At 63.4% G+C, this 21,641-nt stretch carries 23 protein-coding genes and 1 tRNA gene; 14 read left to right on the top strand and 10 right to left on the bottom strand.

The window, feature by feature from the left end; all coding sequences use genetic code 11:
- Positions 1–94: 94 nt before the first annotated feature.
- Positions 95–982 carry a LysR family transcriptional regulator gene (locus tag J5M71_RS06075; RefSeq protein WP_207830786.1) on the top strand — a complete coding sequence of 296 codons (888 nt, stop codon included), beginning with the start codon at positions 95–97 and terminating at the stop codon, positions 980–982.
- Here J5M71_RS06075 and J5M71_RS06070 read toward each other — a convergent pair.
- Positions 970–1,752: an AraC family transcriptional regulator gene (locus J5M71_RS06070; protein ID WP_207830783.1), complete on the bottom strand. Its 783-nt coding sequence runs from the start codon at positions 1,750–1,752 to the stop codon at positions 970–972. The two genes, J5M71_RS06075 and J5M71_RS06070, sit on opposite strands and share 13 nt — an antisense overlap.
- A gap of 378 nt (positions 1,753–2,130) precedes the next feature.
- Here J5M71_RS06070 and J5M71_RS06065 point away from each other — a divergent pair, with 378 nt between their 5' ends.
- The 5 genes from J5M71_RS06065 (at position 2,131) to J5M71_RS06045 (ending at position 8,673) form a co-directional block, all read left to right on the top strand.
- Positions 2,131–3,747, top strand: a complete 1,617-nt coding sequence (locus J5M71_RS06065) for an APC family permease (RefSeq protein ID WP_063912991.1) — start codon at positions 2,131–2,133, stop codon at positions 3,745–3,747.
- A 23-nt stretch (positions 3,748–3,770) separates the two neighbouring features.
- On the top strand, positions 3,771–4,697 hold the full coding sequence (locus J5M71_RS06060) for a 4-hydroxyproline epimerase (protein ID WP_207830780.1): 927 nt from the start codon (positions 3,771–3,773) through the stop codon (positions 4,695–4,697).
- 44 nt (positions 4,698–4,741) lie between these two features.
- Positions 4,742–5,689, top strand: coding sequence for a dihydrodipicolinate synthase family protein (locus J5M71_RS06055; RefSeq protein WP_207830777.1), 948 nt, complete (start codon positions 4,742–4,744; stop codon positions 5,687–5,689).
- A gap of 156 nt (positions 5,690–5,845) precedes the next feature.
- On the top strand, positions 5,846–7,423 hold the full coding sequence (locus J5M71_RS06050) for an aldehyde dehydrogenase (NADP(+)) (RefSeq protein WP_207830775.1): 1,578 nt from the start codon (positions 5,846–5,848) through the stop codon (positions 7,421–7,423).
- Between the two features lie 2 nt (positions 7,424–7,425).
- Positions 7,426–8,673 carry an FAD-dependent oxidoreductase gene (locus J5M71_RS06045; protein WP_207830772.1) on the top strand — a complete coding sequence of 416 codons (1,248 nt, stop codon included), beginning with the start codon at positions 7,426–7,428 and terminating at the stop codon, positions 8,671–8,673.
- A gap of 123 nt (positions 8,674–8,796) precedes the next feature.
- Here the strand turns inward: J5M71_RS06045 and xenA are convergent, their stop codons facing one another.
- Positions 8,797–9,888, bottom strand: a complete 1,092-nt coding sequence (gene xenA / locus J5M71_RS06040; RefSeq protein WP_207830770.1) for a xenobiotic reductase XenA — start codon at positions 9,886–9,888, stop codon at positions 8,797–8,799.
- Between the two features lie 50 nt (positions 9,889–9,938).
- Here xenA and J5M71_RS06035 point away from each other — a divergent pair, with 50 nt between their 5' ends.
- On the top strand, positions 9,939–10,274 hold the full coding sequence (locus J5M71_RS06035; protein WP_207830768.1) for a helix-turn-helix domain-containing protein: 336 nt from the start codon (positions 9,939–9,941) through the stop codon (positions 10,272–10,274).
- A 167-nt stretch (positions 10,275–10,441) separates the two neighbouring features.
- Here J5M71_RS06035 and mqo read toward each other — a convergent pair whose 3' ends face one another.
- Positions 10,442–12,079: a malate dehydrogenase (quinone) gene (mqo, locus tag J5M71_RS06030; protein WP_207830766.1), complete on the bottom strand. Its 1,638-nt coding sequence runs from the start codon at positions 12,077–12,079 to the stop codon at positions 10,442–10,444.
- Between the two features lie 328 nt (positions 12,080–12,407).
- Positions 12,408–12,599, bottom strand: coding sequence for a YhfL family protein (locus J5M71_RS06025; protein ID WP_003254720.1), 192 nt, complete (start codon positions 12,597–12,599; stop codon positions 12,408–12,410).
- A gap of 254 nt (positions 12,600–12,853) precedes the next feature.
- Here J5M71_RS06025 and J5M71_RS06020 point away from each other — a divergent pair, with 254 nt between their 5' ends.
- The 5 genes from J5M71_RS06020 (at position 12,854) to J5M71_RS06000 (ending at position 15,371) form a co-directional block, all read left to right on the top strand.
- A complete protein-coding gene (locus tag J5M71_RS06020) occupies positions 12,854–13,471 on the top strand; it encodes a LysE family transporter (protein ID WP_063913001.1) in 618 nt (205 codons plus the stop codon).
- A 333-nt stretch (positions 13,472–13,804) separates the two neighbouring features.
- Positions 13,805–14,068 carry a hypothetical protein gene (locus tag J5M71_RS06015; RefSeq protein ID WP_144174751.1) on the top strand — a complete coding sequence of 88 codons (264 nt, stop codon included), beginning with the start codon at positions 13,805–13,807 and terminating at the stop codon, positions 14,066–14,068.
- 138 nt (positions 14,069–14,206) lie between these two features.
- Positions 14,207–14,479 carry a DUF3077 domain-containing protein gene (locus tag J5M71_RS06010; protein WP_025340252.1) on the top strand — a complete coding sequence of 91 codons (273 nt, stop codon included), beginning with the start codon at positions 14,207–14,209 and terminating at the stop codon, positions 14,477–14,479.
- Between the two features lie 254 nt (positions 14,480–14,733).
- A complete protein-coding gene (locus J5M71_RS06005; protein WP_207830764.1) occupies positions 14,734–15,024 on the top strand; it encodes a type II toxin-antitoxin system RelE/ParE family toxin in 291 nt (96 codons plus the stop codon).
- Positions 15,021–15,371 (top strand): addiction module antidote protein, encoded by a 351-nt coding sequence (locus J5M71_RS06000; RefSeq protein ID WP_085590631.1) that lies wholly within the window; start codon positions 15,021–15,023, stop codon positions 15,369–15,371. The genes J5M71_RS06005 and J5M71_RS06000 overlap by 4 nt, the downstream gene beginning before the upstream one ends.
- A gap of 97 nt (positions 15,372–15,468) precedes the next feature.
- Here the strand turns inward: J5M71_RS06000 and J5M71_RS05995 are convergent.
- From J5M71_RS05995 to dapA, 5 genes are all read right to left on the bottom strand, one after another.
- Positions 15,469–15,558: transfer RNA gene (locus J5M71_RS05995), tRNA-Ser, on the bottom strand.
- 91 nt (positions 15,559–15,649) lie between these two features.
- Positions 15,650–16,360, bottom strand: a complete 711-nt coding sequence (gene purC, locus J5M71_RS05990; protein ID WP_004375217.1) for a phosphoribosylaminoimidazolesuccinocarboxamide synthase — start codon at positions 16,358–16,360, stop codon at positions 15,650–15,652.
- Between the two features lie 30 nt (positions 16,361–16,390).
- The gene (locus J5M71_RS05985) at positions 16,391–17,149 is read right to left on the bottom strand and encodes an MBL fold metallo-hydrolase (RefSeq protein WP_207830762.1); all 759 of its coding nucleotides are present in this window, start codon (positions 17,147–17,149) and stop codon (positions 16,391–16,393) included.
- Positions 17,150–18,271 carry an outer membrane protein assembly factor BamC gene (bamC, locus tag J5M71_RS05980; RefSeq protein ID WP_207830760.1) on the bottom strand — a complete coding sequence of 374 codons (1,122 nt, stop codon included), beginning with the start codon at positions 18,269–18,271 and terminating at the stop codon, positions 17,150–17,152.
- 15 nt (positions 18,272–18,286) lie between these two features.
- A complete protein-coding gene (gene dapA, locus J5M71_RS05975; protein ID WP_063913006.1) occupies positions 18,287–19,174 on the bottom strand; it encodes a 4-hydroxy-tetrahydrodipicolinate synthase in 888 nt (295 codons plus the stop codon).
- A 259-nt stretch (positions 19,175–19,433) separates the two neighbouring features.
- Here dapA and J5M71_RS05970 point away from each other — a divergent pair, with 259 nt between their 5' ends.
- Together J5M71_RS05970 and J5M71_RS05965 are read left to right on the top strand one after the other, a co-directional pair.
- A complete protein-coding gene (locus J5M71_RS05970) occupies positions 19,434–19,994 on the top strand; it encodes a glycine cleavage system protein R (protein ID WP_013973793.1) in 561 nt (186 codons plus the stop codon).
- An 11-nt stretch (positions 19,995–20,005) separates the two neighbouring features.
- Complete coding sequence (locus tag J5M71_RS05965) at positions 20,006–20,479, top strand: peroxiredoxin (protein ID WP_207830757.1); 474 nt, start codon at positions 20,006–20,008, stop codon at positions 20,477–20,479.
- Between the two features lie 88 nt (positions 20,480–20,567).
- On the opposite strand, the gene J5M71_RS05960 is transcribed toward J5M71_RS05965, so the two are convergent.
- Entirely contained in the window at positions 20,568–21,638 is a 1,071-nt protein-coding gene (locus tag J5M71_RS05960) for an AI-2E family transporter (protein WP_063913008.1), read from the bottom strand.
- Between the last annotated feature and the right edge of the window lie 3 nt (positions 21,639–21,641).

The following is a 21,641-nucleotide window of genomic DNA, read 5'->3' as shown; positions in this document are numbered from 1 at the left end:
CAGGAGCGTCCAATCGATATGGCGTACCGACTGATCAATGACATCTATCGCAGACGTGGGTTAAGGTCTGCACAACCCGCTACCAGGCACTTCCATGGACATCAAGCAGCTCAAATTCCTCATCGCCCTCGACCAGACCCGCCACTTCGGCCAGGCGGCGGCGCTGTGCCATATCACCCAGCCGACGCTGTCCATGCGCCTGCGCAACCTGGAAGACGAACTGGACCTGGTGCTGGTCAAGCGTGGCCAGCGCTTCGAGGGTTTCACCGAGGCCGGCGAGCGCATCCTGGCCTGGGCCCGCACCCTGCTCGCCGCTCACGACGGCCTGCAGGCCGAAGCCGCCAGCTGCCGTGGCCAGGTGGTCGGCAGCCTGCGCCTGGGCACGGTGCCGCTGGCCAGTTTCAACCCCATGCACCTGTTGCTGCCGCTGCGTGAAAAATACCCTGAACTGCACTTCCAGCTCAGTTCGCTCAGCTCGGAACAGATCATCGACGGACTCAGCCGCAACCAGCTCGACCTGGGCATCTGCTACCTCGACCAGGTCAACACCAGCTTCTTCGAAGTGATCGAACTGGGCACCACCACCATGGGCCTGCTGCACGATACCCGGCACTTCCAGTTCACCAGCGATACCCTGCGCTGGGACGAGCTGGGCGACATTCCGCTGGGCCTGCTGAGCAAGGGCATGCATTACCGCCAGTCGCTGGACCTGAGTTTCCGCAGCCGTGGCCTGGAGCCGAATGCGGTGCTGGAAAGCGACTCGAGCTTCCAGCTGATCCAGGCCATCAACACCGGCATGTGCTGCGCGGTCATGCCACTGGACTGCGGCCTGGAAGACCTGAGCGAGCACCTGCGCATCCTGCCGGTGGCCGACGCCGCGATCCACAGCCCGGTCGGCCTGCTGCTGCGCCGTAGCGAGCCGCGTTCGGCCATTGCCGAGCAGTGCTTCGATGAGGCGCGGGCGCTGTTTCAGGCCAGCTGAGCGCTGGTCGCCTGGCGGTACTGGCGCGGGGTGAAGCCGGTCAGCTGCTTGAACTGGCGGCTGAAGGCGCTGTGGTCGGTATAGCCGCAGCGCATCGCCACATCAGTGATCGGCATTTCCGAGTGCAGCAGGCGGTGAGCGTGTTCCAGGCGCGCCTTGTGGATCATCTGCCTTGGCGTGAGGTGGAACACTCGCTTGCAGTAACGCTCCAGCTGGGCCACGGAGATGCCGGCGATACGGGTCAGCTCGCCCATGCTGATCGGCTGGTGGAAATGCCGGCGGATATGCTCGTCCACCGCGGCCAGGCGCTGGTACGCGGGGTGGCTGTCGGCGGCTGATTGCAAATCGACCGAGATGCCGACCAGGCCGATGATCTCGCCGGCCTGGTTGTACAGCGGGCGCTTGTGGGTCAGGCACCAGCCAGGCTCGCGGCTGCCGTACAGGTGCAGTTCCAGCTGGTCTGCCAATACCAACCCTTCCTTGAGTACACGACGATCCTGCTCGGTGTAGCCGGGGCCCAGCTGTGCCGGGAACACTTCGGCACTGGTCTTCCCTAGCAGCGGTTGCAGGCGCTTGAGGCCGCAGCGCTGGACCAGGGTGTTGTTGGCCAGCACGTAGCGGGCGGCCGGGTCCTTGATGAAGATCGCGGCGTTGGGGATGGCGTCGAGGATTGGCAGCAGCAGGGAGACACCGGCGAGCAGCGCCTCGAGGCTGGCGGGGCGGTGCTGGTCGAGGGACTGGTACAGGGTTGCCAGGGGGGTGTTGGTCATCTGCTCTGTCTCGGTCTGCTGTGCCGGCCCTTTCGCGGGTAAACCCGCTCCCACAGGTACTGCGCAGCCCTCGAAGCTGCGGGGGTACCTGTGGGAGCGGGTTTACCCGCGAAAGGGCCGGCACAGCGAGTAAATGTCTACAACCCTTATGCGGTATGGCTTACAGCCTATTCACCCCCCGTTCCTCTCGCCACTGTTTTTCTGCAACTGTGCCGATTTCGTCATCAGCCCTGCAGAAAACCATCAAGATCCGCCGCCCTGATCGGTCCACTCTATGCCCCACGCAAGCCGCCCCAAGTCCTACAAGAGCGCGGCCCAAAAAGCCGCATCTCGTGACATCAGACCTGCCTATCCAATAACCAACAAAAAGGCGAACCCATGTCAGGCAAATTCAAAAAACAGTTGTCATTGCTGGACCTCACCTTCATCGGCCTAGGCGCCATCTTCGGCTCCGGCTGGCTGTTCGCCGCCAGCCACGTCTCGGCCATCGCCGGCCCGGCCGGCATCCTGTCCTGGTTCCTTGGCGGCTTCGCCGTGCTGTTGCTGGGCATCGTCTATTGCGAACTGGGCGCTGCCCTGCCGCGCGCCGGGGGCGTGGTGCGCTACCCGGTTTACTCCCACGGCCCGCTGCTGGGCTACCTGATGGGCTTCATTACCCTGATCGCCTTTTCCAGCCTGATCGCCATCGAAGTGGTCGCCTCGCGCCAATACGCCGCCGCCTGGTTCCCCGGGCTGACCAAGGCCGGCTCCAGCGACCCGACCGTGCTCGGCTGGCTGGTGCAGTTCGCCCTGCTGGGGCTGTTCTTCTTCCTCAACTACCGCAGCGTGAAAACCTTCGCCAAGGCCAACAACCTGGTCAGTGTGTTCAAGTTCATCGTGCCGCTGCTGGTAATCGGCGTGCTGTTCACCTTCTTCAAGCCGGAAAACTTCGAGGTCCAGGGCTTTGCCCCGTTCGGTCTGTCCGGTGTTGAAATGGCGGTATCGGCCGGTGGCATCATCTTCGCCTACCTGGGCCTGACACCGATCATTTCGGTGGCCAGCGAGGTGAAGAACCCGCAACGCACCATCCCGATCGCGCTGATCCTCTCGGTACTGCTGTCCACCGCGATCTACGCCCTGCTGCAACTGGCCTTCCTTGGCAGCGTGCCAACCGAAATGCTGAGCAACGGCTGGGCCGCCGTGACCAAGGAACTGGCCCTGCCCTACCGTGACATCGCCCTGGCCCTGGGTGTGGGTTGGCTGGCCTACCTGGTGGTGGCCGACGCAGTGATCTCGCCCAGCGGCTGCGGCAACATCTACATGAACGCCACCCCGCGCGTGGTCTATGGCTGGGCGCAGACCGGCACCTTCTTCAAGTACTTCACCCGCATCGACGCCGAGTCCGGCATCCCGCGCCCGGCGCTGTGGCTGACCTTTGGCCTGTCGGTGTTCTGGACCCTGCCATTCCCGTCCTGGGAAGCACTGATCAACGTGGTTTCCGCCGCCCTGGTACTGAGCTACGCCGTGGCCCCGGTCACCGTCGCCGCCCTGCGCCGCAACGCCCCCGACATGCCGCGCCCGTTCCGGGTCAAGGGCATGGGCGTGCTCGGCCCGCTGTCGTTCATCATCGCCGCGCTGATCGTGTACTGGTCGGGCTGGAAGACCGTGTCATGGCTGCTGGCCCTGCAGATCGTGATGTTCGTGCTGTACCTGCTGTGCGGCCGCTTCGTGCCGACCCAGCACCTGTCGCTGGCCCAGCAAGTGCGCTCGTCGGCGTGGCTGATCGGCTTCTACGCAGTGACCATCCTGCTGTCGTGGCTGGGCAGCTTCGGCGGCCTGGGAGTGCTCGGCCACCCGTTCGACACCGTGGTCGTGGCCGCTTGTGCGCTGGGCATCTACTACTGGGGCGCGGCCACCGGCGTGCCTGCCCACCTGGTGCGCCTGGAGGGTGAGGATGAAAGCGAAGCCTCTGCCGAAAGCTACCCAGGCCAGCGCCCTGCCGCCGTCGCCTCCTGACCCACTCCGGAATGGACAAGCTCATGAAACAGATTCACGTCATCGACTCCCACACCGGCGGCGAACCCACCCGCCTGGTGATGAAAGGCTTCCCGCAACTGCATGGCCGCAGCATGGCCGAGCAACGCGACGAACTGCGCGAGCTGCACGACCAATGGCGCCGCGCCTGCCTGCTGGAACCACGTGGCAACGATGTGCTGGTCGGTGCGCTGTACTGCCCACCGGTGTCGGCCGACGCCACATGCGGGGTGATCTTCTTCAACAACGCTGGCTACCTGAACATGTGCGGCCACGGCACCATCGGCCTGATCGCCTCGCTGCAGCACCTGGGCCTGATCGCACCGGGCGTGCACAAGATCGACACCCCGGTCGGCCAGGTCAGCGCCACCCTGCATGAAGACGGCGCCATCACCGTTGGCAACGTGCCGTCCTATCGCTACCGCCAGCAGGTGCTGGTGGAGGTGCCCGGCCATGGCCTGGTGCGCGGTGACATCGCCTGGGGTGGCAACTGGTTTTTCCTCGTCTCCGAACACGGCCAGCGCATCGAGCTGGACAACCGTGAGGCGCTGACCGAGTACACCTGGGCCATGCTCAAGGCCCTCGAAACCCAGGGCATCACCGGTGAAAACGGTGCCCCCATCGACCATGTCGAACTGTTTGCCGACGACGCCAACGCCGACAGCCGCAACTTCGTGATGTGCCCCGGCAAGGCCTACGACCGCTCGCCCTGCGGCACCGGCACCAGCGCCAAGCTGGCCTGCCTGGCCGCCGACGGCAAGCTCGACGAAGGCCAGACCTGGGTTCAGGCCAGCATCACCGGCAGCCAGTTCCATGGCCGCTACGAGCGCGACGGCGAACGCATTCGCCCGTTCATCACCGGCCGCGCCTACATGACCGCCGACAGCACCCTGCTGATCGACGAACAGGACCCGTTCGCCTGGGGCATCTGACCCCGGCTTTTTCCAAAAAACGAATAGTGCGAGGAGTAACAACAATGACCAACAATATCTTCACCGGCACCATGCCCGCCCTGATGACCCCCTGCACCGCCGAGCGCAAGCCGGACTTCGAGGCCCTGGTGCGCAAGGGCCGCGAGCTGATCGAGGCCGGCATGAGCGCCGTGGTGTACTGCGGCTCGATGGGCGACTGGCCGCTGCTGACCGAGGCCGAGCGCCAGGAAGGCGTGGCACGCCTGGTGGCCGCCGGCATCCCGACCATCGTCGGTACCGGCGCGGTGAACACCCGTGAGGCGGTATCTCACGCCGCCCACGCGGCCAAGGTCGGTGCCGCCGGCCTGATGGTCATCCCTCGCGTGCTCAGCCGCGGTGCCTCGCTGATTGCCCAGAAGCATCACTTCTCGGCCATCCTGGCAGCCGCGCCGAAGCTGCCGGCGGTGATCTACAACAGCCCGTACTACGGCTTCGCCACCCGCGCCGACCTGTTCTTCGAACTGCGCCGCGAGTTCCCCAACCTGATCGGCTTCAAGGAGTTCGGCGGTGGCGCCGACCTGCGCTATGCCGCCGAGCACATCACCTCCAAGGATGACGACGTGACGCTGATGGTTGGCGTGGACACCCAGGTGGTGCATGGCTTCGTCAACTGCAACGCCACCGGCGCCATCACCGGCATCGGCAACGCCCTGCCGCGTGAGGTGCTGCACCTGGTGAGCCTGAGCAAGCAGGCGGCCAAGGGTGACGCCAAGGCCCGCCGCCTGGCACGGGAACTGGAAGCGGCGCTGGCGGTGCTGTCGTCGTTCGATGAGGGCTGCGACCTGGTGCTGTACTACAAGCACCTGATGGTGCTGAACGGCGACAGCGAATACAGCCTGCACTTCAACGAAACCGACCTGCTGACCGACGCCCAGCGCAATTATGCCGAGCAGCAGTACGCGCTGTTCCGCACCTGGTACGCCAGCTGGTCGGCCGAGCAGAACATCGCCTGATCGCCTGATTCAGGCCGAGCCGCAGCCCCTGTGGGAGCGGGTTCACCCGCGAACACCGGCGAAGCCGGTGCCAGGCACCGAGTCGCCTGCTTCGCGGGTAAACCCGCTCCCACAAGAGCTGCGGTCTCCCTTGATATTGATTCCAAAGGAGGCCCCATGACCCTCACAGGCAACCTGCTGATCGGCCAGACACCGGTAACCGGTAGCCGCGAAGCCATCCGTGCCATCGACCCGGCCACCGGCCAGGCGCTGGAACCGGCCTACCTCGGTGGCAGCAGCGAACACGTAACCCAGGCCTGCGCCTTGGCCTGGGCGGCGTTCGATAGCTACCGCGAAACCTCGCTCGAACAACGGGCACAATTCCTCGAAACCATCGCCGCGCAGATCGAAGCGCTGGGCGATGCCCTGATCGACCGCGCCGTGGCCGAAAGCGGCCTGCCCAAGGCGCGCATCCAGGGCGAACGTGGCCGCACCTGCACCCAACTGCGCACCTTCGCCCGCGTGGTACGGGCCGGCGAATGGCTGGATGTGCGGGTCGACAACGCGCTGCCCGAGCGCCAGCCCCTGCCGCGTGCCGACCTGCGCCAGCGCCAGGTGGCCCTGGGGCCGGTGGCCGTATTCGGCGCCAGCAATTTCCCCTTGGCCTTCTCGGTGGCCGGTGGCGACACCGCCTCGGCCCTGGCTGCCGGTTGCCCGGTGGTGGTCAAGGCCCACGGCGCCCACCCGGGCACCAGCGAGCTGGTAGGCCAGGCAGTGGCACAAGCAGTGAAGCAATGCGGCTTGCCGGCCGGCGTGTTTTCGCTGTTGTACGGCTCCGGTCGTGAAGTGGGCATTGCGCTGGTCAGCGACCCGCGCATCAAGGCCGTTGGCTTTACCGGCTCGCGCAGCGGCGGCATTGCGCTGTGCCGGGCGGCCCAGGCCCGCCCGGAGCCAATCCCGGTGTACGCCGAAATGAGCTCGATCAACCCGGTGTTCCTGTTCGACGGTGCCCTGCAAGCCCGCGCCGAGGCACTGGCTCAAGGCTTCGTCGCCTCGCTGACCCAGGGCGCCGGCCAGTTCTGCACCAACCCCGGCCTTGTGATAGCCCGCCAAGGGCCCGACTTGCAGCGTTTCATCAACGCCGCCAGCGAACACGTGCGCCAGGCTGCTGCACAGACCATGCTCACCCCAGGCATCTTCAGTGCCTACCAGGCCGGTGTCGGCGCCCTGGCCGCAAACGCCAATGCCCAGGCCGCCGCCAGTGGCCAGGCCGGGCAAGGCCCCAACCAGTGCCAGGCGCAGCTGTTCGTGACCCAGGCCGAAGCGTTCCTCGCCGATCCGGCGTTGCAGGCCGAGGTCTTCGGCGCGGCGTCGCTGGTGGTGGCCTGCGCCAACGATGAGCAGGTCCGCCAGGTGGCCGAGCATCTGGAAGGCCAACTGACCGCCACCCTGCAACTGGACGATGCCGACATCGACAACGCCCGCGCCCTGCTGCCGACCCTTGAGCGCAAGGCTGGCCGCATTCTGGTCAATGGCTGGCCGACCGGTGTAGAGGTATGCGACGCGATGGTCCACGGCGGGCCGTTCCCGGCCACCTCCGACGCCCGCACCACCTCGGTGGGCACGGCGGCAATCCTGCGCTTCCTGCGCCCGGTGTGCTACCAGGACTTCCCCGATGCCCTGCTGCCGCCGGCGCTGAAACACGGCAACCCGCTGCAACTGCGGCGCCTGCTCGACGGTAAACGGGAAGGCTGAGCATGGTCGAAACCGCTGAAACCGATATCGCCGTGGTCGGCGCCGGCATTGTCGGCGTCGCCTGTGCCCTGCAACTGGCCCGCCAGGGCCGCCGGGTAACCCTGGTCGACCGCCAGGCACCCGGCCAGGGCGCGTCCTACGGCAACGCCGGGCACCTGGCTACCGAGCAGGTATTCCCGATTGCCGACCTGTCGATCCTCAAACGCCTGCCGCGCATGCTGCTGGACCCGATGGGCCCGCTACGCCTGGACTGGAAGTACCTGCCCAAGGCCATGCCCTGGTTCACCCGCCTGCTGCTCAACCTGCGCCCGGGCCCGTTTCAGCGCAGCGTGGCCGGCATTCGCACATTGAACGAAGGCAGCCTGGGTGCCTGGCAGCGGTTGCTGGGTTCGATCGGGCGCAGCGAACTGTTCCAGGAAGATGGCTCGTTGCTGGTGTTCGAACGGCCTGAGTCGCGCCAGGCGCTGGAGGCCTTGCGCGCACGCTTGCAACAGCAGGCGGTGCCGGTGGACTTCTGGTCGGCCGACACCGTGCGCGAGGCGGCGCCGCAGTTGAGCCCGTCACTGTTGGGCGGGCTGTTCTTTCCGCGTACCGGCCACTTCATCGATCCCTACCGGGTAGTGTGCGATTTGTTCGAAGCTGCCAAGGCCAGTGGTGTGCGCTTTGTCCAGGCACAGGTCGATGGCGGGCGGCTGCACAGCGGCGGAGTCAGCCTGGCCAGCGACCAGGGCACCCTCGATGCCCGCCAGGTGCTGATCAGTTGTGGCGCGCACTCTGCGCGGTTGACCGGCGCGCTGACCGGCAAGCAGGTGCCACTGGATACCGAGCGCGGCTACCACCTGATGTTGCCTGGCGAGCATCAGCGCCTGCCGTTTGCAGTCACATCGCTGGAACGCAAGTTCATCATGACGCCCATGGCCGAGGGTTTGCGCCTGGCCGGCACCGTGGAATTCGCCGGGCTGGACGCGCCGCCGAGCATGCAACGAGCGTGGCAGTTGCACCGGTTGAGCAAGGGCTTGTTCCAGCGGGACTTGAGTGTGGAGGGAGCGACGCCGTGGATGGGCTTCCGGCCTTCGTTGCCGGATTCGTTGCCGGTGATCGACCGGGTGTGTGACGGGCGGGTGCTGTTGGCGTTCGGGCATCAGCACCTGGGGTTGACCCAGGCGGCGGTGACGGCGGAGTGGGTGGGGCGGTTGGCTGACAGGGACAGTGGGGCTGATATGGCGGCTTACCGGTTGGACCGGTTTTAGCCTGTACTGGCCTCTTCGCGGGTGAACCCGCTCCCACAGGGATCGCACAGGCCTTGAGGGCAGTGGAGATCCTGTGGCAGCGGGTGTACCCGCGAATGGGCTGCAAAGCAGCCCCTTCATGCCTCAGCGATAACGCTCCAGCCAGTGCGCATACGGTGCCGGCAAGGTCCAGGAGGCTTTCTCCACCCCCAGCTCCTTGGCCGCAAAATATGCCCAGTGCGGGTCAGCCAGGTGCGCACGCCCTACCGACACCAGGTCCAGCTGGTTGGCCTGCAGCGCTGCTTCCGCCAGTTGCGGCGTACCAAAACCCCACGCCGAAGTCACCGGCAGCTTCGCCTCGCGGCGCACACGCTCGGCAATCGGCCCCATGAACGCCGGGCCCCACGGGATCTTGGTGTCAGGAATGGTGAAGCCGACACTCACGCTCAGCAGGTCAAGGCCACCGGCCTTGAAGCGGCGCGCCAGTTCGATCGACTCTTCCAGGGTCTGCTCATCGCGGCCATCGTATTCCAGCACACCAAAACGCGCGGTCAGTGGCAGGTTTTCTGGCCATACCTCACGCACCGCTGCCAGGGTTTCCAGCAAGAAGCGGCTACGGTTGTCGAAGCTGCCACCGTAGGCATCGGTACGCTTGTTGGAGTGTTCGGAGAAGAAGCTCTGGCCCAGGTAGCCATGGGCAAAGTGCAGTTCGATCCACTCGAAGCCGGCATCACGCGCCCGGCGGGCGGCATCGACGAAGTCCTGCTTGACCCGGGCGATGTCGTCCAGGGTCATCTCGCGCGGCACTTGCGGCAGGTGTGCACCGAAGGCGATGGCGGACGGGGCGATGGTTTCCCAGCCGCGGGGGTCGTCGGCAGCGATGTGGTCATCACCTTCCCACGGGCGGTTGGCGCTGGCCTTGCGCCCGGCATGGGCAATCTGGATACCCGGCACGGAACCGGCGGCCTTGATTGCCTGCACCACTGGCACGAAAGCCTGGGCGTGGGCATCGCTCCAGATACCGGCGCAACCGGGGGTGATGCGCCCTTCCGGGGCTACTGCAGTGGCCTCGACCACCAGCAGGCCGGCACCGCCACGGGCCAGACCGGCCAGGTGCACGTGGTGCCAGTCGTTGATCATGCCGTCCTCGGCCATGTACTGGCACATCGGCGGGATGGCAATGCGGTTGCGCAGGGTAACGTCCTTGAGGGTGTACGGTTCGAACAAGGCGGACATGGGCAAGCTCCTGGGCTATTTGATTACGATAGTTCGATCATAATCGAACTATGGCAATTAATGATAGCCCCGTTATCATGAACACCATGCGAGCTTATCAACATCCCAATTCCGAAGACCTCACCCTGGAACGCCTGCTCTATGCCCTGAGCGACCCGGTGCGCCTGGGTATCGTGCGCCACCTGGCGGGCGTGGCCGAAGCCAGCTGCGGCGAGCTGGACGGCGGCCGGCCGAAGTCGAGCATGTCCCACCACTTTCGCGTGCTGCGTGATGCGGGGTTGGTGCATACCCGCAATGTGGGGACTACCCATATGAATTCGTTGCGTAGCGAGATGCTGGGGGAGCGGTTTCCCGGGTTGCTGGACTGCATTCTGCGGCAGCAATGATTTTCCTGTGCCGGCCTCTTCGCGGGTAAACCCGCTCCCACACGGACCGCGTTGGCCACAGGCTTGGCGCTATCCCTGTGGGAGCGGGTTTACCCGCGAAAGGGCCGGAACAGGCAACAAAAAAGCCACGAGGTCTCCCCCGTGGCTTCTTTCACAACAATGGCCGATTACAGCGCCATGTCATTCTCAGGCTTGCTCTCGACCGGCTGGCTCGGTGCAACCGCAGTGCCGACGCTTTCGTCGATCACCGGTGGCTTCTCCAGTTGCAGCACTTCAGCGGTGTAGTTCCACTCTTTCTGGGTGGCCGCCGCCGAGTCGTTCAGCTTGGTGCCATAGCTCGGCACGATCTGCTTGATCTTGGCCTGCCACTCAGGGGTAGCGACCTTCTCCTTGAACACGGTTTCCAGCACGTTCAGCATGATCGGTGCAGCAGTCGAAGCACCTGGCGATGCACCCAGCAGGCCGGCAATGGTGCGGTCTTCGGAAGCGACCACTTCAGTGCCCAGCTTCAGCACGCCGCCCTTCTCGGCATCACGCTTGATGATCTGCACGCGCTGGCCGGCCTGCCACAGGCGCCAGTCTTCCTTCTTGGCGTTCGGGAAGTAGGTGCGCAGGGCTTCGAAGCGGTCGTCGTCAGACAGCATCAGCTGGCCAGCGAGGTACTCCACCAGCGGGTACTGGTCGATGCCGACCTTGGTCATCGGCCACACGTTGTGGGTGGTGGTGCTGCTCAACAGGTCCAGGTACGAGCCGTTCTTCAGGAACTTGGTCGAGAAGGTGGCGAATGGGCCAAACAGGATCACGCGCTTGCCGTCCAGCACGCGGGTGTCCAGGTGCGGTACCGACATGGGTGGTGCGCCGGTCGAGGCGATGCCGTAGGCCTTGGCCATGTGCTGCATGGCCACGGTCGGGTTCTCGGTCACCAGGAACGAGCCACCCACCGGGAAGCCTGCGTATTCCTTGGCTTCAGGAATGCCCGACTTCTGCAGCAGCTTCAGCGCGCCGCCGCCGGCACCGATGAACAGGAACTTGGCGTCGGTGGCCGATTCGCTACCGTCCTTCAGGTTCTTGTACTCGACGTGCCACGAACCGTCCTTGTTGCGGGTGATGTCCTGCACTTCGCTGGACAGCTTCAGGTCGAAGTTTTCCTGGGTTTTCAGGTGGCCGACGAACTGGCGGGTGATCTCGCCGAAGTTGACGTCAGTGCCGATCGGCGTCCAGGTCACGGCCAGTTTCTGGTTCGGGTCGCGGCCTTCCATCATCAGCGGGACCCACTTGGCGATCTGCGCGTGGTCCTCGGAGTACTGCATCGGGCGGAACAGCGGGCTGGCCTGCAGCGCGTCATAACGCTTCTTCAGGAACTTGATGTTGTCATCGCCCCACACGAAGCTCATGTGCGGCGTGGTGTTGATGAACGAGTGCGGGTTCTTCAGCACGCCCTGGCGGACCTGCCACGCCCAGAACTGGCGGGAGACCTGGAAGGCTTCGTTGATTTCGATGGCCTTGGCGATGTTGACGTTACCGTCTTTGTCTTCCGGGGTGTAGTTCAGCTCGGCCAGCGCGGAGTGGCCGGTACCGGCGTTGTTCCAGCCGTTGGAGCTTTCTTCGGCCACGCCATCCAGGCGCTCGACCATTTCCATCGACCAGCTTGGCTCCAGCTCGTGCAGCCACACGGCCAGTGTCGAACTCATGATGCCGCCGCCGACCAGCAGCACATCTACTTTCTTGGTTTCTGCGGCGTGCGCTTGCATGACGCTTGCAGCGACAGCCAGACCCAGCAAGGTCTTGCCAGCTTTCTTGAACATTGATCGATTCCAGTCAGGAGAACAGAGGGCGGGCCTGTGGCTGGCCCAGGTAAAGCGTGTTCTGCAGCGCAGGCTTGTTGTTGATCGTTATTCAGCAGCCAGAGAACCAGAAAACGACTCGGCCTTTTGTCGAATTGACCGACAAGGCTGAATCGTTTTTCCGATTGTAGCTCAAATGCCAGCACAAACAAATTGCCGCCCGGAACGTCAAGGCGACGGGTTGCCTCAGTGGCAGAATGTCACGCCGAAAAACAAAAACCCCCGATCATGTACATGACCGGGGGCCTTGGATCACGCCGCAAGCGTCGCGATCAGGGTACCGCCAAGATTACTGCTGCTGAGGCAGTTTATCGATCGGGCCGCAGCCACCGATGATCTTGGAGATGGAAACCGAAGGGTGGAACAGGTAGTCGTAGGTGCAGTTTTTCGGCTGGTTGTAAACCTGGCCGGTGCAACCCGACAGCAGGGCAACACCCGAAACGACAGCAACGGCTACGGTAGCCTTGAACAGCTTTTTCATACTAAATCCTTTAAATGAATCGTCTTCGGCCATCGTCTGATGGCGGCGGGATGATACAGAACCTGGGCATTGGATCCAAGCAGCGGATGGCACTTGTTCGTTGCAGCCGCGCAACAATACGTTGCGGTTGCAAGCAATGTCTCACTTTCCTGAAACCGGATGTTATGTCCAATTCGCAATGCATGGTTGAAAAGTGAGCGGGTGGCGACGATAGTCTTGAACGCTGCTTTCTCACTGCCCTACAGGAGTTCCCCATGCTCGGCGTCACCGACTACGGCGCGTTCGTCATCGCCTTCATCATCGTCCTGGCCATCCCCGGCCCGGGCAACTTCGCCCTGATCACCGCCACGGGCAAGGGCGGGATCAAGGCCGGCATGGCTGCGACCTGTGGGGTAATCCTGGGTGACCAAGTGCTGCTGTGGCTGGCGGTGGCTGGCGTTGCCACCCTGCTGGCCGCCTACCCTGCCGCCTTTCATGTGGTGCAGTGGGCCGGTGCCGCGTACCTGGCGTACCTGGGCCTGCGCATGCTGCTGAGCAAACCCGGTGGCGCGCCGCGGGCCAGCCGCATGGACAACGGCCAGTACCTGCGCCAGACCATGATGATCACCCTGCTCAACCCCAAGGCGATCATGTTCTACATGGCGTTCTTCCCGCTGTTCGTCGACCCGGTGAAACACCAGGGGCTGGTGACCTTCGGCTTCCTCGCGGCGACGGTGGCGGTGGTGACCTTCCTGTACGGGTTGATTGCGGTGGTACTGACGCACCAGTTGGCCGAACGCATGCGCGCCAATCCGCGGATATCCAATATGTTCGAGCGGTTGGCAGGGGCTTGCCTGGTGGGGTTTGGCATCAAGCTGGCGGCGATGCGCTGAGGGCCCTGGGGGGCGCGTTGCGCTCCCGGTCCTACAGTTGAAACTCAGAATAATCCCCTTCCTTGTAGGCCATTTCCCAAACATACTGCCAACCCGCTCAAACTGTTGCGACGGATTGGGTCGCGCTCTAGTCTCGGTTTGTCGTTGCAAAATCAACGACCGGCTTTGACAGGCCGACTACTCAAGTTTCCGTTGCAGCGCGTTATGGCAGCTGTGCATGGGGCACATTCGTGTGCGCCGGGTCTTGGGTAACCGGTCTGTCAACCCATGTATAGCTGCCCCCATTCGTTTGACAGCGTTGCCAGGCGGCTCCACTTACCCAAGGAGCTTTACATGCGCAAGATGGTCCCCGATCCACCCCACTCCCTCGATTCCACCCAGGCTCTGCAAGACACCCTGGTCCAGTCCTCAGAGTACGTACTCTGCGCCCTGTTCGTGGCCCGCCAATCCGTGCAACTCAAACCCACGGCCCCAAGTTCGATCGTGATGCAGGCTGTGATCCATGAAATGGAAGCAGTACAGGGCCTGGTCGAGTCGGCATTGATGCAATTGCAGATGCAGGCCCATTTACCGGTTGAGCCGCGCACCTTGCACTAAGCAGGTCTGGCCTCTTCGCGGGTAAACCCGCTCCCACAGGGGTAATCATTGCCCTCAAGTACTGCGCCGTACCTGTGGGAGCGGGTTCACCCGCGAAGAGGCCTGTACAGACACCCAAAATCCCAGGGAGATTCACCAATGCCCACCGACGACACAAAACAACCCACCACAGTCGGCAAGACCTGCTTCTACCAAGGCGAAAACAACACCCACCCGCTGTTCCGCATCGAGCCCGGCATCCCCTGCCAGGACGCCCGCGAACAGGCATCGGAACTGATGGGCTACGTCCGCGACCTGATCATCACCGGTTTGATGGATGGCGACCAGAAGCTGATCTGGGCCTCGCATTACCTGAGTGCGATGGCAAAGGCGCTGCTGGATGATGCTGAATTGGGGATGATGAAAAAATAAGAAAAAAGGAAGCCCTTGGAAACGCATAACACCCAGGGGCTTCATTCATCGCATCTCGTCGCGATCACACTCAAATACGCTCCGGCCCCACGCGGTAATGCGACCCCTTCCATCGCGATGTAGTCCATTTCCCAAACAAACAGCAAACCCGCTGTATTCGTTGCCAGTGCACAGCCCGCACCTTAGCCTCGTCTCTTCATCGCCATTCAAGACCAACGCAGGAAGGCGATCATCAGGCTAGGCGCAACCAACCATTGCGTAATGGCCTCCACCTCGTTTCCGCAGGGCCACTCGGTCAAATCGGCAGAGGTGCTGTCACCTCAAGGATTGCCAGAGCCGAAAATGACAGCTTCGGTGATATCGAATCGGTTGGCGATGGTGTCAGTGAGATGCGCGTGTTTGTCGGCCCCGGATATCGAATCTACTTCGTACGAACGGGCCCAACCCGCTACCTGATGCTCTATGGCAGCGATAAAACGGATCAACACAGAGCCATCAAACGAGCCAAGGAAATTCTTGATGCGGTACGAGGTAAAAAACGATGAGCGACAAATCCACCCCTGAAGACATGCCAATCCTTGATCTGGACTTGAGCAATACCAAACGATTCGAGGCATCCCGGTTTCTCGACAGCCCAGAAACCATCGCAGCATTTCTGGCAGAGGCTATGAAGGCTAACGATGCTCAAATCCTGATGCATGCCCTGGGTGAAGTGGCAAAAGCCAAGGGCGTTAACCAGTTTGCGCAAGACGCAGGCGTCAACCGCGAGTCTCTCTACAAAACTTTGAAGGGCGGCGATAAAACCCGTTTTTCTACAATTCAGAAGCTGATGCTTGCCCTGGGCGTAGAACTCACCGTCAGGCCGCTCAAGAAGCTCCCCGCGTCTTCATAGGCTCGCACGCGCAAATGGGATGCTCGCTACAAACAACTTCGCGCCACACAACGAAAAAGCCCCTGAAAACTTTCGTTCCCAGGGGCTTCATCTTGTATGGCGGAGAGATAGGGATTTGAACCCTAGGTACTGTTGCCAGTACAACGGATTTCGAATCCGTCCCGTTCGACCACTCCGGCATCTCTCCAATGCCGCGCATCATACCAGCGTTCTTTTAAAACGCAAACCTTTTTTTCAAAAAAATCGCGTGGTATCAGGCGCTTGCGTGAACGTGCCGCTTACAGCGGCACGCCCAGGCGCTTGGCAACTTCTTCGTAGGCTTCGATCACGTCGCCCAGGCCCTGGCGGAAGCGGTCCTTGTCCATCTTCTTGCGGGTCTCTTTGTCCCACAGGCGGCAGCCGTCCGGGCTGAACTCGTCGCCCAGCACGATCTGGCCGTGGAATACGCCGAATTCCAGCTTGAAGTCGACCAGCAGCAGGCCGGCGTCATCGAACAGCTTGCTCAGCACTTCGTTGACCTTCAGCGACAGCTTTTTCATTTCGGCCAGCTGCTCGGCGGTGCCCCAGCCGAACGCGACAACGTGGGATTCGTTGATGAAGGGGTCGCCCTTCTCGTCGTTCTTCAGGAACAGCTCGAAGGTGGACGGCTCCAGCTTGATGCCCTCCTCCACGCCCAGGCGCTTGACCAGGCTGCCGGCGGCGTAGTTGCGCACCACGCACTCGACCGGGATCATGTCCAGCTTCTTCACCAGGCACTCGTTGTCGCCCAGCAGCTTGTCGAACTGGGTCGGCACGCCGGCTTCTTCCAGTTTCTGCATGATGAAGGCGTTGAACTTGTTGTTCACCATGCCTTTGCGGTCGAGCTGTTCGATACGCTTGCCGTCGAACGCCGAGGTGTCGTTACGGAACAGCAGGATCAAGCGGTCGGCGTCGTCGGTCTTGTAAACCGATTTGGCCTTGCCGCGGTAAAGTTCGTCGCGTTTTTCCATGATTGGGCTCCGCTTGCTTGAGGTGTTGGGCTAGGCGATTTCGCGCCAGTCGAGCCCGTGTTCCTGATTCGCCACCTGGAGCCAGTCCGGGTCGCACCCAAGGGTGTCGACGAAGCACTGGCGAGCCAAGTGTGGCAGGTTGTTCTTGCTGCTGAGGTGGGCCAGCACCAGGTGCTGCAGGTTGTGCCAGCCCAACTCATGCACCAGGCGCGCGGCCTGGTGATTGTTCAAATGCCCTTGCATGCCACCCACCCGCTGCTTCAGGAAGGCCGGGTAGTGACCGCGTGCCAGCAGGTCGCGGCAGTGGTTGGCCTCGATCAGCAGTGCATCCAGGCCCTGGTAACGCTCCAGCAGCAGCGCGTCGTACGAACCCAGGTCGGTCAGCATGCCGAAGCGCCGCTGGCCGTCACTGACCACGTACTGCAGCGGCTCGTAGGCGTCGTGCTCGACCCGCGCCGCGGTCACTTCCAGGCTGCCGATACGCAGGCTGTCGCCACAAGCGAGAAAACCGGCCACCTCCACCGGCTTGCGCATGCCGCGCAAGGTCCCTTGGCTGAGGTAGACCGGTACATTGTAGCGCCGTGACAGCAAGCCGACCCCATGCACGTGGTCGGCATGTTCGTGGGTGACCAGTACCGCACTGAGCTGGGCCGCCGACACCCCGAGCAGCGCCAGGCGCCGCTCGGTCTCGCGCAGGGAAAACCCGCAATCGACCAGGATGAACGTGTCACCACTGGCGATCAGCGTGCCGTTTCCCTGGCTGCCGCTTCCGAGTACCGCGAAGCGCACTTAGCCCAGGTGGTCCTGAATGGCGCTCAGCACGCGGCGGGCGACATCGGCCGGAGCCACGGTGTTGATGTTCTTCTCGACCGTGACCTGCACGCTCTCACCCACCTTGCTCAGACGAACCTGGTAGCGCTCGGCACGGGCTTCACGCTCTTCCTTGGTGGGCTCGCTGCCGAACATGCGGCCAAAGAAGCCAGGCTGGTTCTGCTTGTCGTCAGGCTTTTCCGACAGGTTGATGTAGTACAGGCCCAGGCTGCGGTTGATGTCCTCGACACGCCACTCGCCACCCTGCTCCAGGGCACGACCCACGCTGGACCAGGCGCGGTCCAGGTCGGCGCCCAGGTACAGCACCGGGTTGCCGCTGCCGTCTTCGCTCAGGCTCACGCGGCTTGGCGCGTCGAAATCGCGCGCGGCCAGCAGCGACACCGAACCGCCCTTCTCGGCGCTGCGGTTCATGCTGGCAAGCATTTCGTCGACCAGCAGGGCATCGGCACCGGTGTTGCTGGAGGTGGACGGGAAATCGGGCTCGGCAGTGCTGCCTGCCGGGCGCTCGACGCTGACCACATACACCTCGGAGGTGTTGCGCTGCACGCCAGGCTCCATGCGAACACGCACGCGCACTTCGCTGTCAGCGCTGCTGGCAGTGCTGGCCAGACGCTGGCCGAGCGATGCCGACAGTTCGTCGAAACGCTGCCAGGTCGTGTTGAATTCGCCGGTCTGCGGGCGCTCTTCGGCGATGCGGAAGCCGTTGTCCTCGAAGAACTGGCGGGCCACCGGCCATACTTCGGCCGGCGAATGCTGGGCCAGCACCCAACGGCTGCTGCCGCTGCGCTGCAGGCTGTAGTCGGTAATCTGGGCGGCGCCACCGGTCATCGGTTGCGGGCGCGGCACCTCGAACTCGCCGGTGGCGCTGTCGTCGGCGACGTTACGCGGGATCGGCAGCAGCGGGTCAAGGCGCTTGACGTTGCTGGCGTCCGGCGGCAGTTGCATAGGCGCGGTCGGGCGCGCCTGCAGGTAATCGCTGCCGCGGTCGCGGAAATAGCCATCCTCGCCCCACAGCCAGCCACACCCGCTGGTGCTGGAGATGATCAGGGCAAGGGCGGAAAGACCAGCCAGTCGCTTCATGCGGTGTACTTCCTCTTAAACCAGTACGCCGGACTGGCGCAAGGCAGTACGGACTTTTTCGTGGCAGCCTTCGCTCAACCAGGTCAGCGGCAGGCGAATGCCTTTGTGCATCAGGCCCATTTCGACGAGTGCCCATTTCACCGGGATCGGGTTGGACTCGCAGAACAGGTCTTTGTGCAGCGGCATGAGTTTTTCGTTGATTGCGCGGGCCTTCTCGGCATTGCCCTCAAGGGCGGCCTCGCACAGGTCGGCCATTTCGCGCGGGGCGACGTTGGCGGTGACGGAAATGTTGCCCTTGCCGCCCATCAGGATCAGCTCGACGGCGGTCGGGTCGTCGCCGGACAGGACGATGAAGTCGCTATCGACGCCATCGAGGATCGCCTTGGCGCGTACCAGGTCGCCGGTGGCTTCCTTGATGCCGATGATGTTCTTGACCTTCGACAGGCGGATCACGGTATCGGCCTGCATGTCGCAGGAGGTGCGGCCTGGTACGTTGTAGAGGATCTGCGGGATGTCGACTGCTTCGGCAATGTGCTTGAAGTGCTGGTACAGGCCTTCTTGCGTCGGCTTGTTGTAGTACGGCACTACCAGCAGGCAGGCGTCGGCACCGGCGCTCTTGGCGTTCTGGGTCAGGTGCACGGCTTCGGCAGTGGAGTTGGCACCGGTACCGGCGATGACCGGGATGCGGCGGGTGCTGCGCTTGACGCGCTCGACCACGTGCTTGATGACCAGGATATGTTCTTCGACATCCAGCGTGGCGGACTCACCGGTGGTGCCGACAGCGACGATCGCATGGGTGCCGTTTTCCAGGTGGAAGTCTACAAGTTTGTCGAGGCTGTCCCAGTCAAGACGCCCTTGTGCATCCATGGGAGTGACCAATGCCACCATACTGCCCGCAATCATGTAACTGCTCCTGCCGGAAAAAGAGAGCGGTAATGGTACTGGGGGCATCGGCCTTGCACAAGCGAAGCAGGCGGGTGGAGCATTCCCCTCGGCGCCTTATTTCGCTACCCTTGCTGCTTTGATCGGTGCAGCGCGGCCCGCCGGGCCGTCGACCTTGCTCCCCGCCAGCGTCCACGACCTCGCATGCGAGCCCCGGGCCCTGCCGACTGGAGGCTTTCGCCCGTCCTGTGCCGACCGCTCATCGCTTTAGGAATGCTGCATGTCCACCCCCACCGTCCGCGAACAATTCCTTGTCATCAGCGCCTTGGGCCCCAACCCCATGGAGCTGGCCAACGTCCTCAGCCGCGCTGCCTTCGAAAACCGCTGCGCGGTGGTCACCTCGCGCCTGAGCCGCCACGGCGAGACCAGCGCCCTGGTACTGCAGGTGGGCGGCAGCTGGGACGCCCTGGCGCGCCTCGAAGCCATGCTGCCGGGCCTGGGCAAGAAACACGGCCTGACCCTGGACGTGGTGCGCAGCGCCGACCAGGAAGTGCGCCCGCAGGCCCTGCCCTACGTGGCCTACGTCAGCGCCGCCTACCGCCCGGACATCATCAACGAGCTGTGCCAGTTCTTCCTCGACCACCGCGTCGAGCTGGAAGCCATGACCTGCGACACCTACCTGGCGCCGCAGACCGGCAGCAGCATGCTCAACGCCCAGTTCACCGTGATTCTGCCGGCCGGCACCCAGATCAGCTGGCTGCGTGACCAGTTCCTGGACTTTGCCGATGCCCTGAACCTCGATGCGCTGATCGAGCCATGGCGTCCACAGAACCCAATGTAAGGAAACCGACCATGGCTGTAGCACTCGACCAACCCGTTGCCGACTTCCAGGCCCAGGCCACCAGCGGGCAAACCGTCAGCCTGGCCGAGCTCAAGGGCCAGCAAGTGGTGGTGTACTTCTACCCGAAGGACAGCACCCCGGGCTGCACCACCGAGGGCCAGGGTTTCCGTGACCAGCATGATGCCTTTGCCGCGGCCAACACCGTGGTGTTCGGCGTGTCGCGCGATGGCATCAAGTCGCACGAGAACTTCAAGGCCAAGCAAGGCTTCCCGTTCGAGCTGATCAGCGACAAGGACGAAGCCCTGTGCCAGCTGTTCGACGTGATCAAGCTGAAGAAGCTGTATGGCAAGGAATACATGGGCGTTGACCGCAGCACCTTCCTGATCGACAAAAACGGTGTGCTGCGCCAGGAATGGCGCGGGGTGAAGGTGCCCGGGCATGTGGATGCAGTACTGGCTGCTGCCCAGGCCCTGAACAAGGCTTGAGATCGTTGGGGGCGCTTTGCGCCCCTTTCGCGACACAAGGCCGCTCCCACAAGGTCCCGAATGGGCCGCAAAGCGGCCCCATTTGCATTCAGAGCATCGGCGAAACGCTAGGCTCCTGCCGCGGCCAGGCATCCAGCACGGCCTTGATCAGCGTCGCCAGCGGGATGGCAAAGAAAATCCCCCAGAACCCCCACAACCCGCCAAACAGCAGCACTGCGCAAATGATCGCCACCGGGTGCAGGCTCACCGCCTCGGAGAACAGCAGCGGCACCAGCACGTTGCCGTCCAGCGCCTGGATGATCGCGTACACCGTCATCAGGTAGATGAACTGGTCACCCCAGCCCCACTGGAACAGTGCGATCAGCGTCACCGGCACGGTCACCACCACCGCGCCCACGTAAGGCACCACCACCGACAGCCCCACCAGCAGCGCCAGCAACGCGGCGTAGTTGAGCCCCAGGCTGATGAAGGCGATGTAGGTGGCAATGCCGCAGATCAGGATCTCGATGCCCTTGCCGCGGATGTAGTTGGCGATCTGCCGGTTCATCTCGCTGCCCACGCGGTTCAGCAGGCTGCGCTGGCGTGGCAGGTAGCCGCTGACCCAACGGCCGATCAGTTCACGGTCCTTGAGAAAGAAAAACACCAGGATCGGCACCAGCACCAGGTAGATCATGGCATTGACCAGCAACGGCAGGCTCGACAGCGAGAAGGTCAGTGCCCACTGGCCGAACTTTCCGATTTCCCCGCGCACCGACTCGATGGCATGCAGCACCTGCTCGTCCGACACCAGGTGCGGGTAACGCTCGGGCAACAGCAACAGCAGCGACTGCCACTTGCCGAGCATGCCCGGCAGTTCGTTGAACAGGGTGATCAACTGGTGCCACAGCAGCGGCACCAGCACCAGCATGAACACAGCCAGCGCCCCCATGAACAGGGCGAACACCAGCATCACCGCCAGCCGGGTCGGTACCCGCACGCGCTCCAGGGCATTGACCAGCCCCTGCATCAGAAACGCCAGCACCATGCCCGCCAACACCGGTGCAAGCATGCCACCCAGGGTGAGTACCGCGGTAAAAGCCAGGAACAACAGGACCGCCAGCACCACCGCTTCCTCATCGGAGAAGTAGCGCTGCATCCAGTCGCGAAGCACTTTGAACATTGA

This window comes from Pseudomonas sp. 43(2021) (assembly GCF_017490805.1).
Lineage (GTDB): Bacteria > Pseudomonadota > Gammaproteobacteria > Pseudomonadales > Pseudomonadaceae > Aquipseudomonas.
This window is presented reverse-complemented; position numbering and strand designations above follow the sequence as displayed.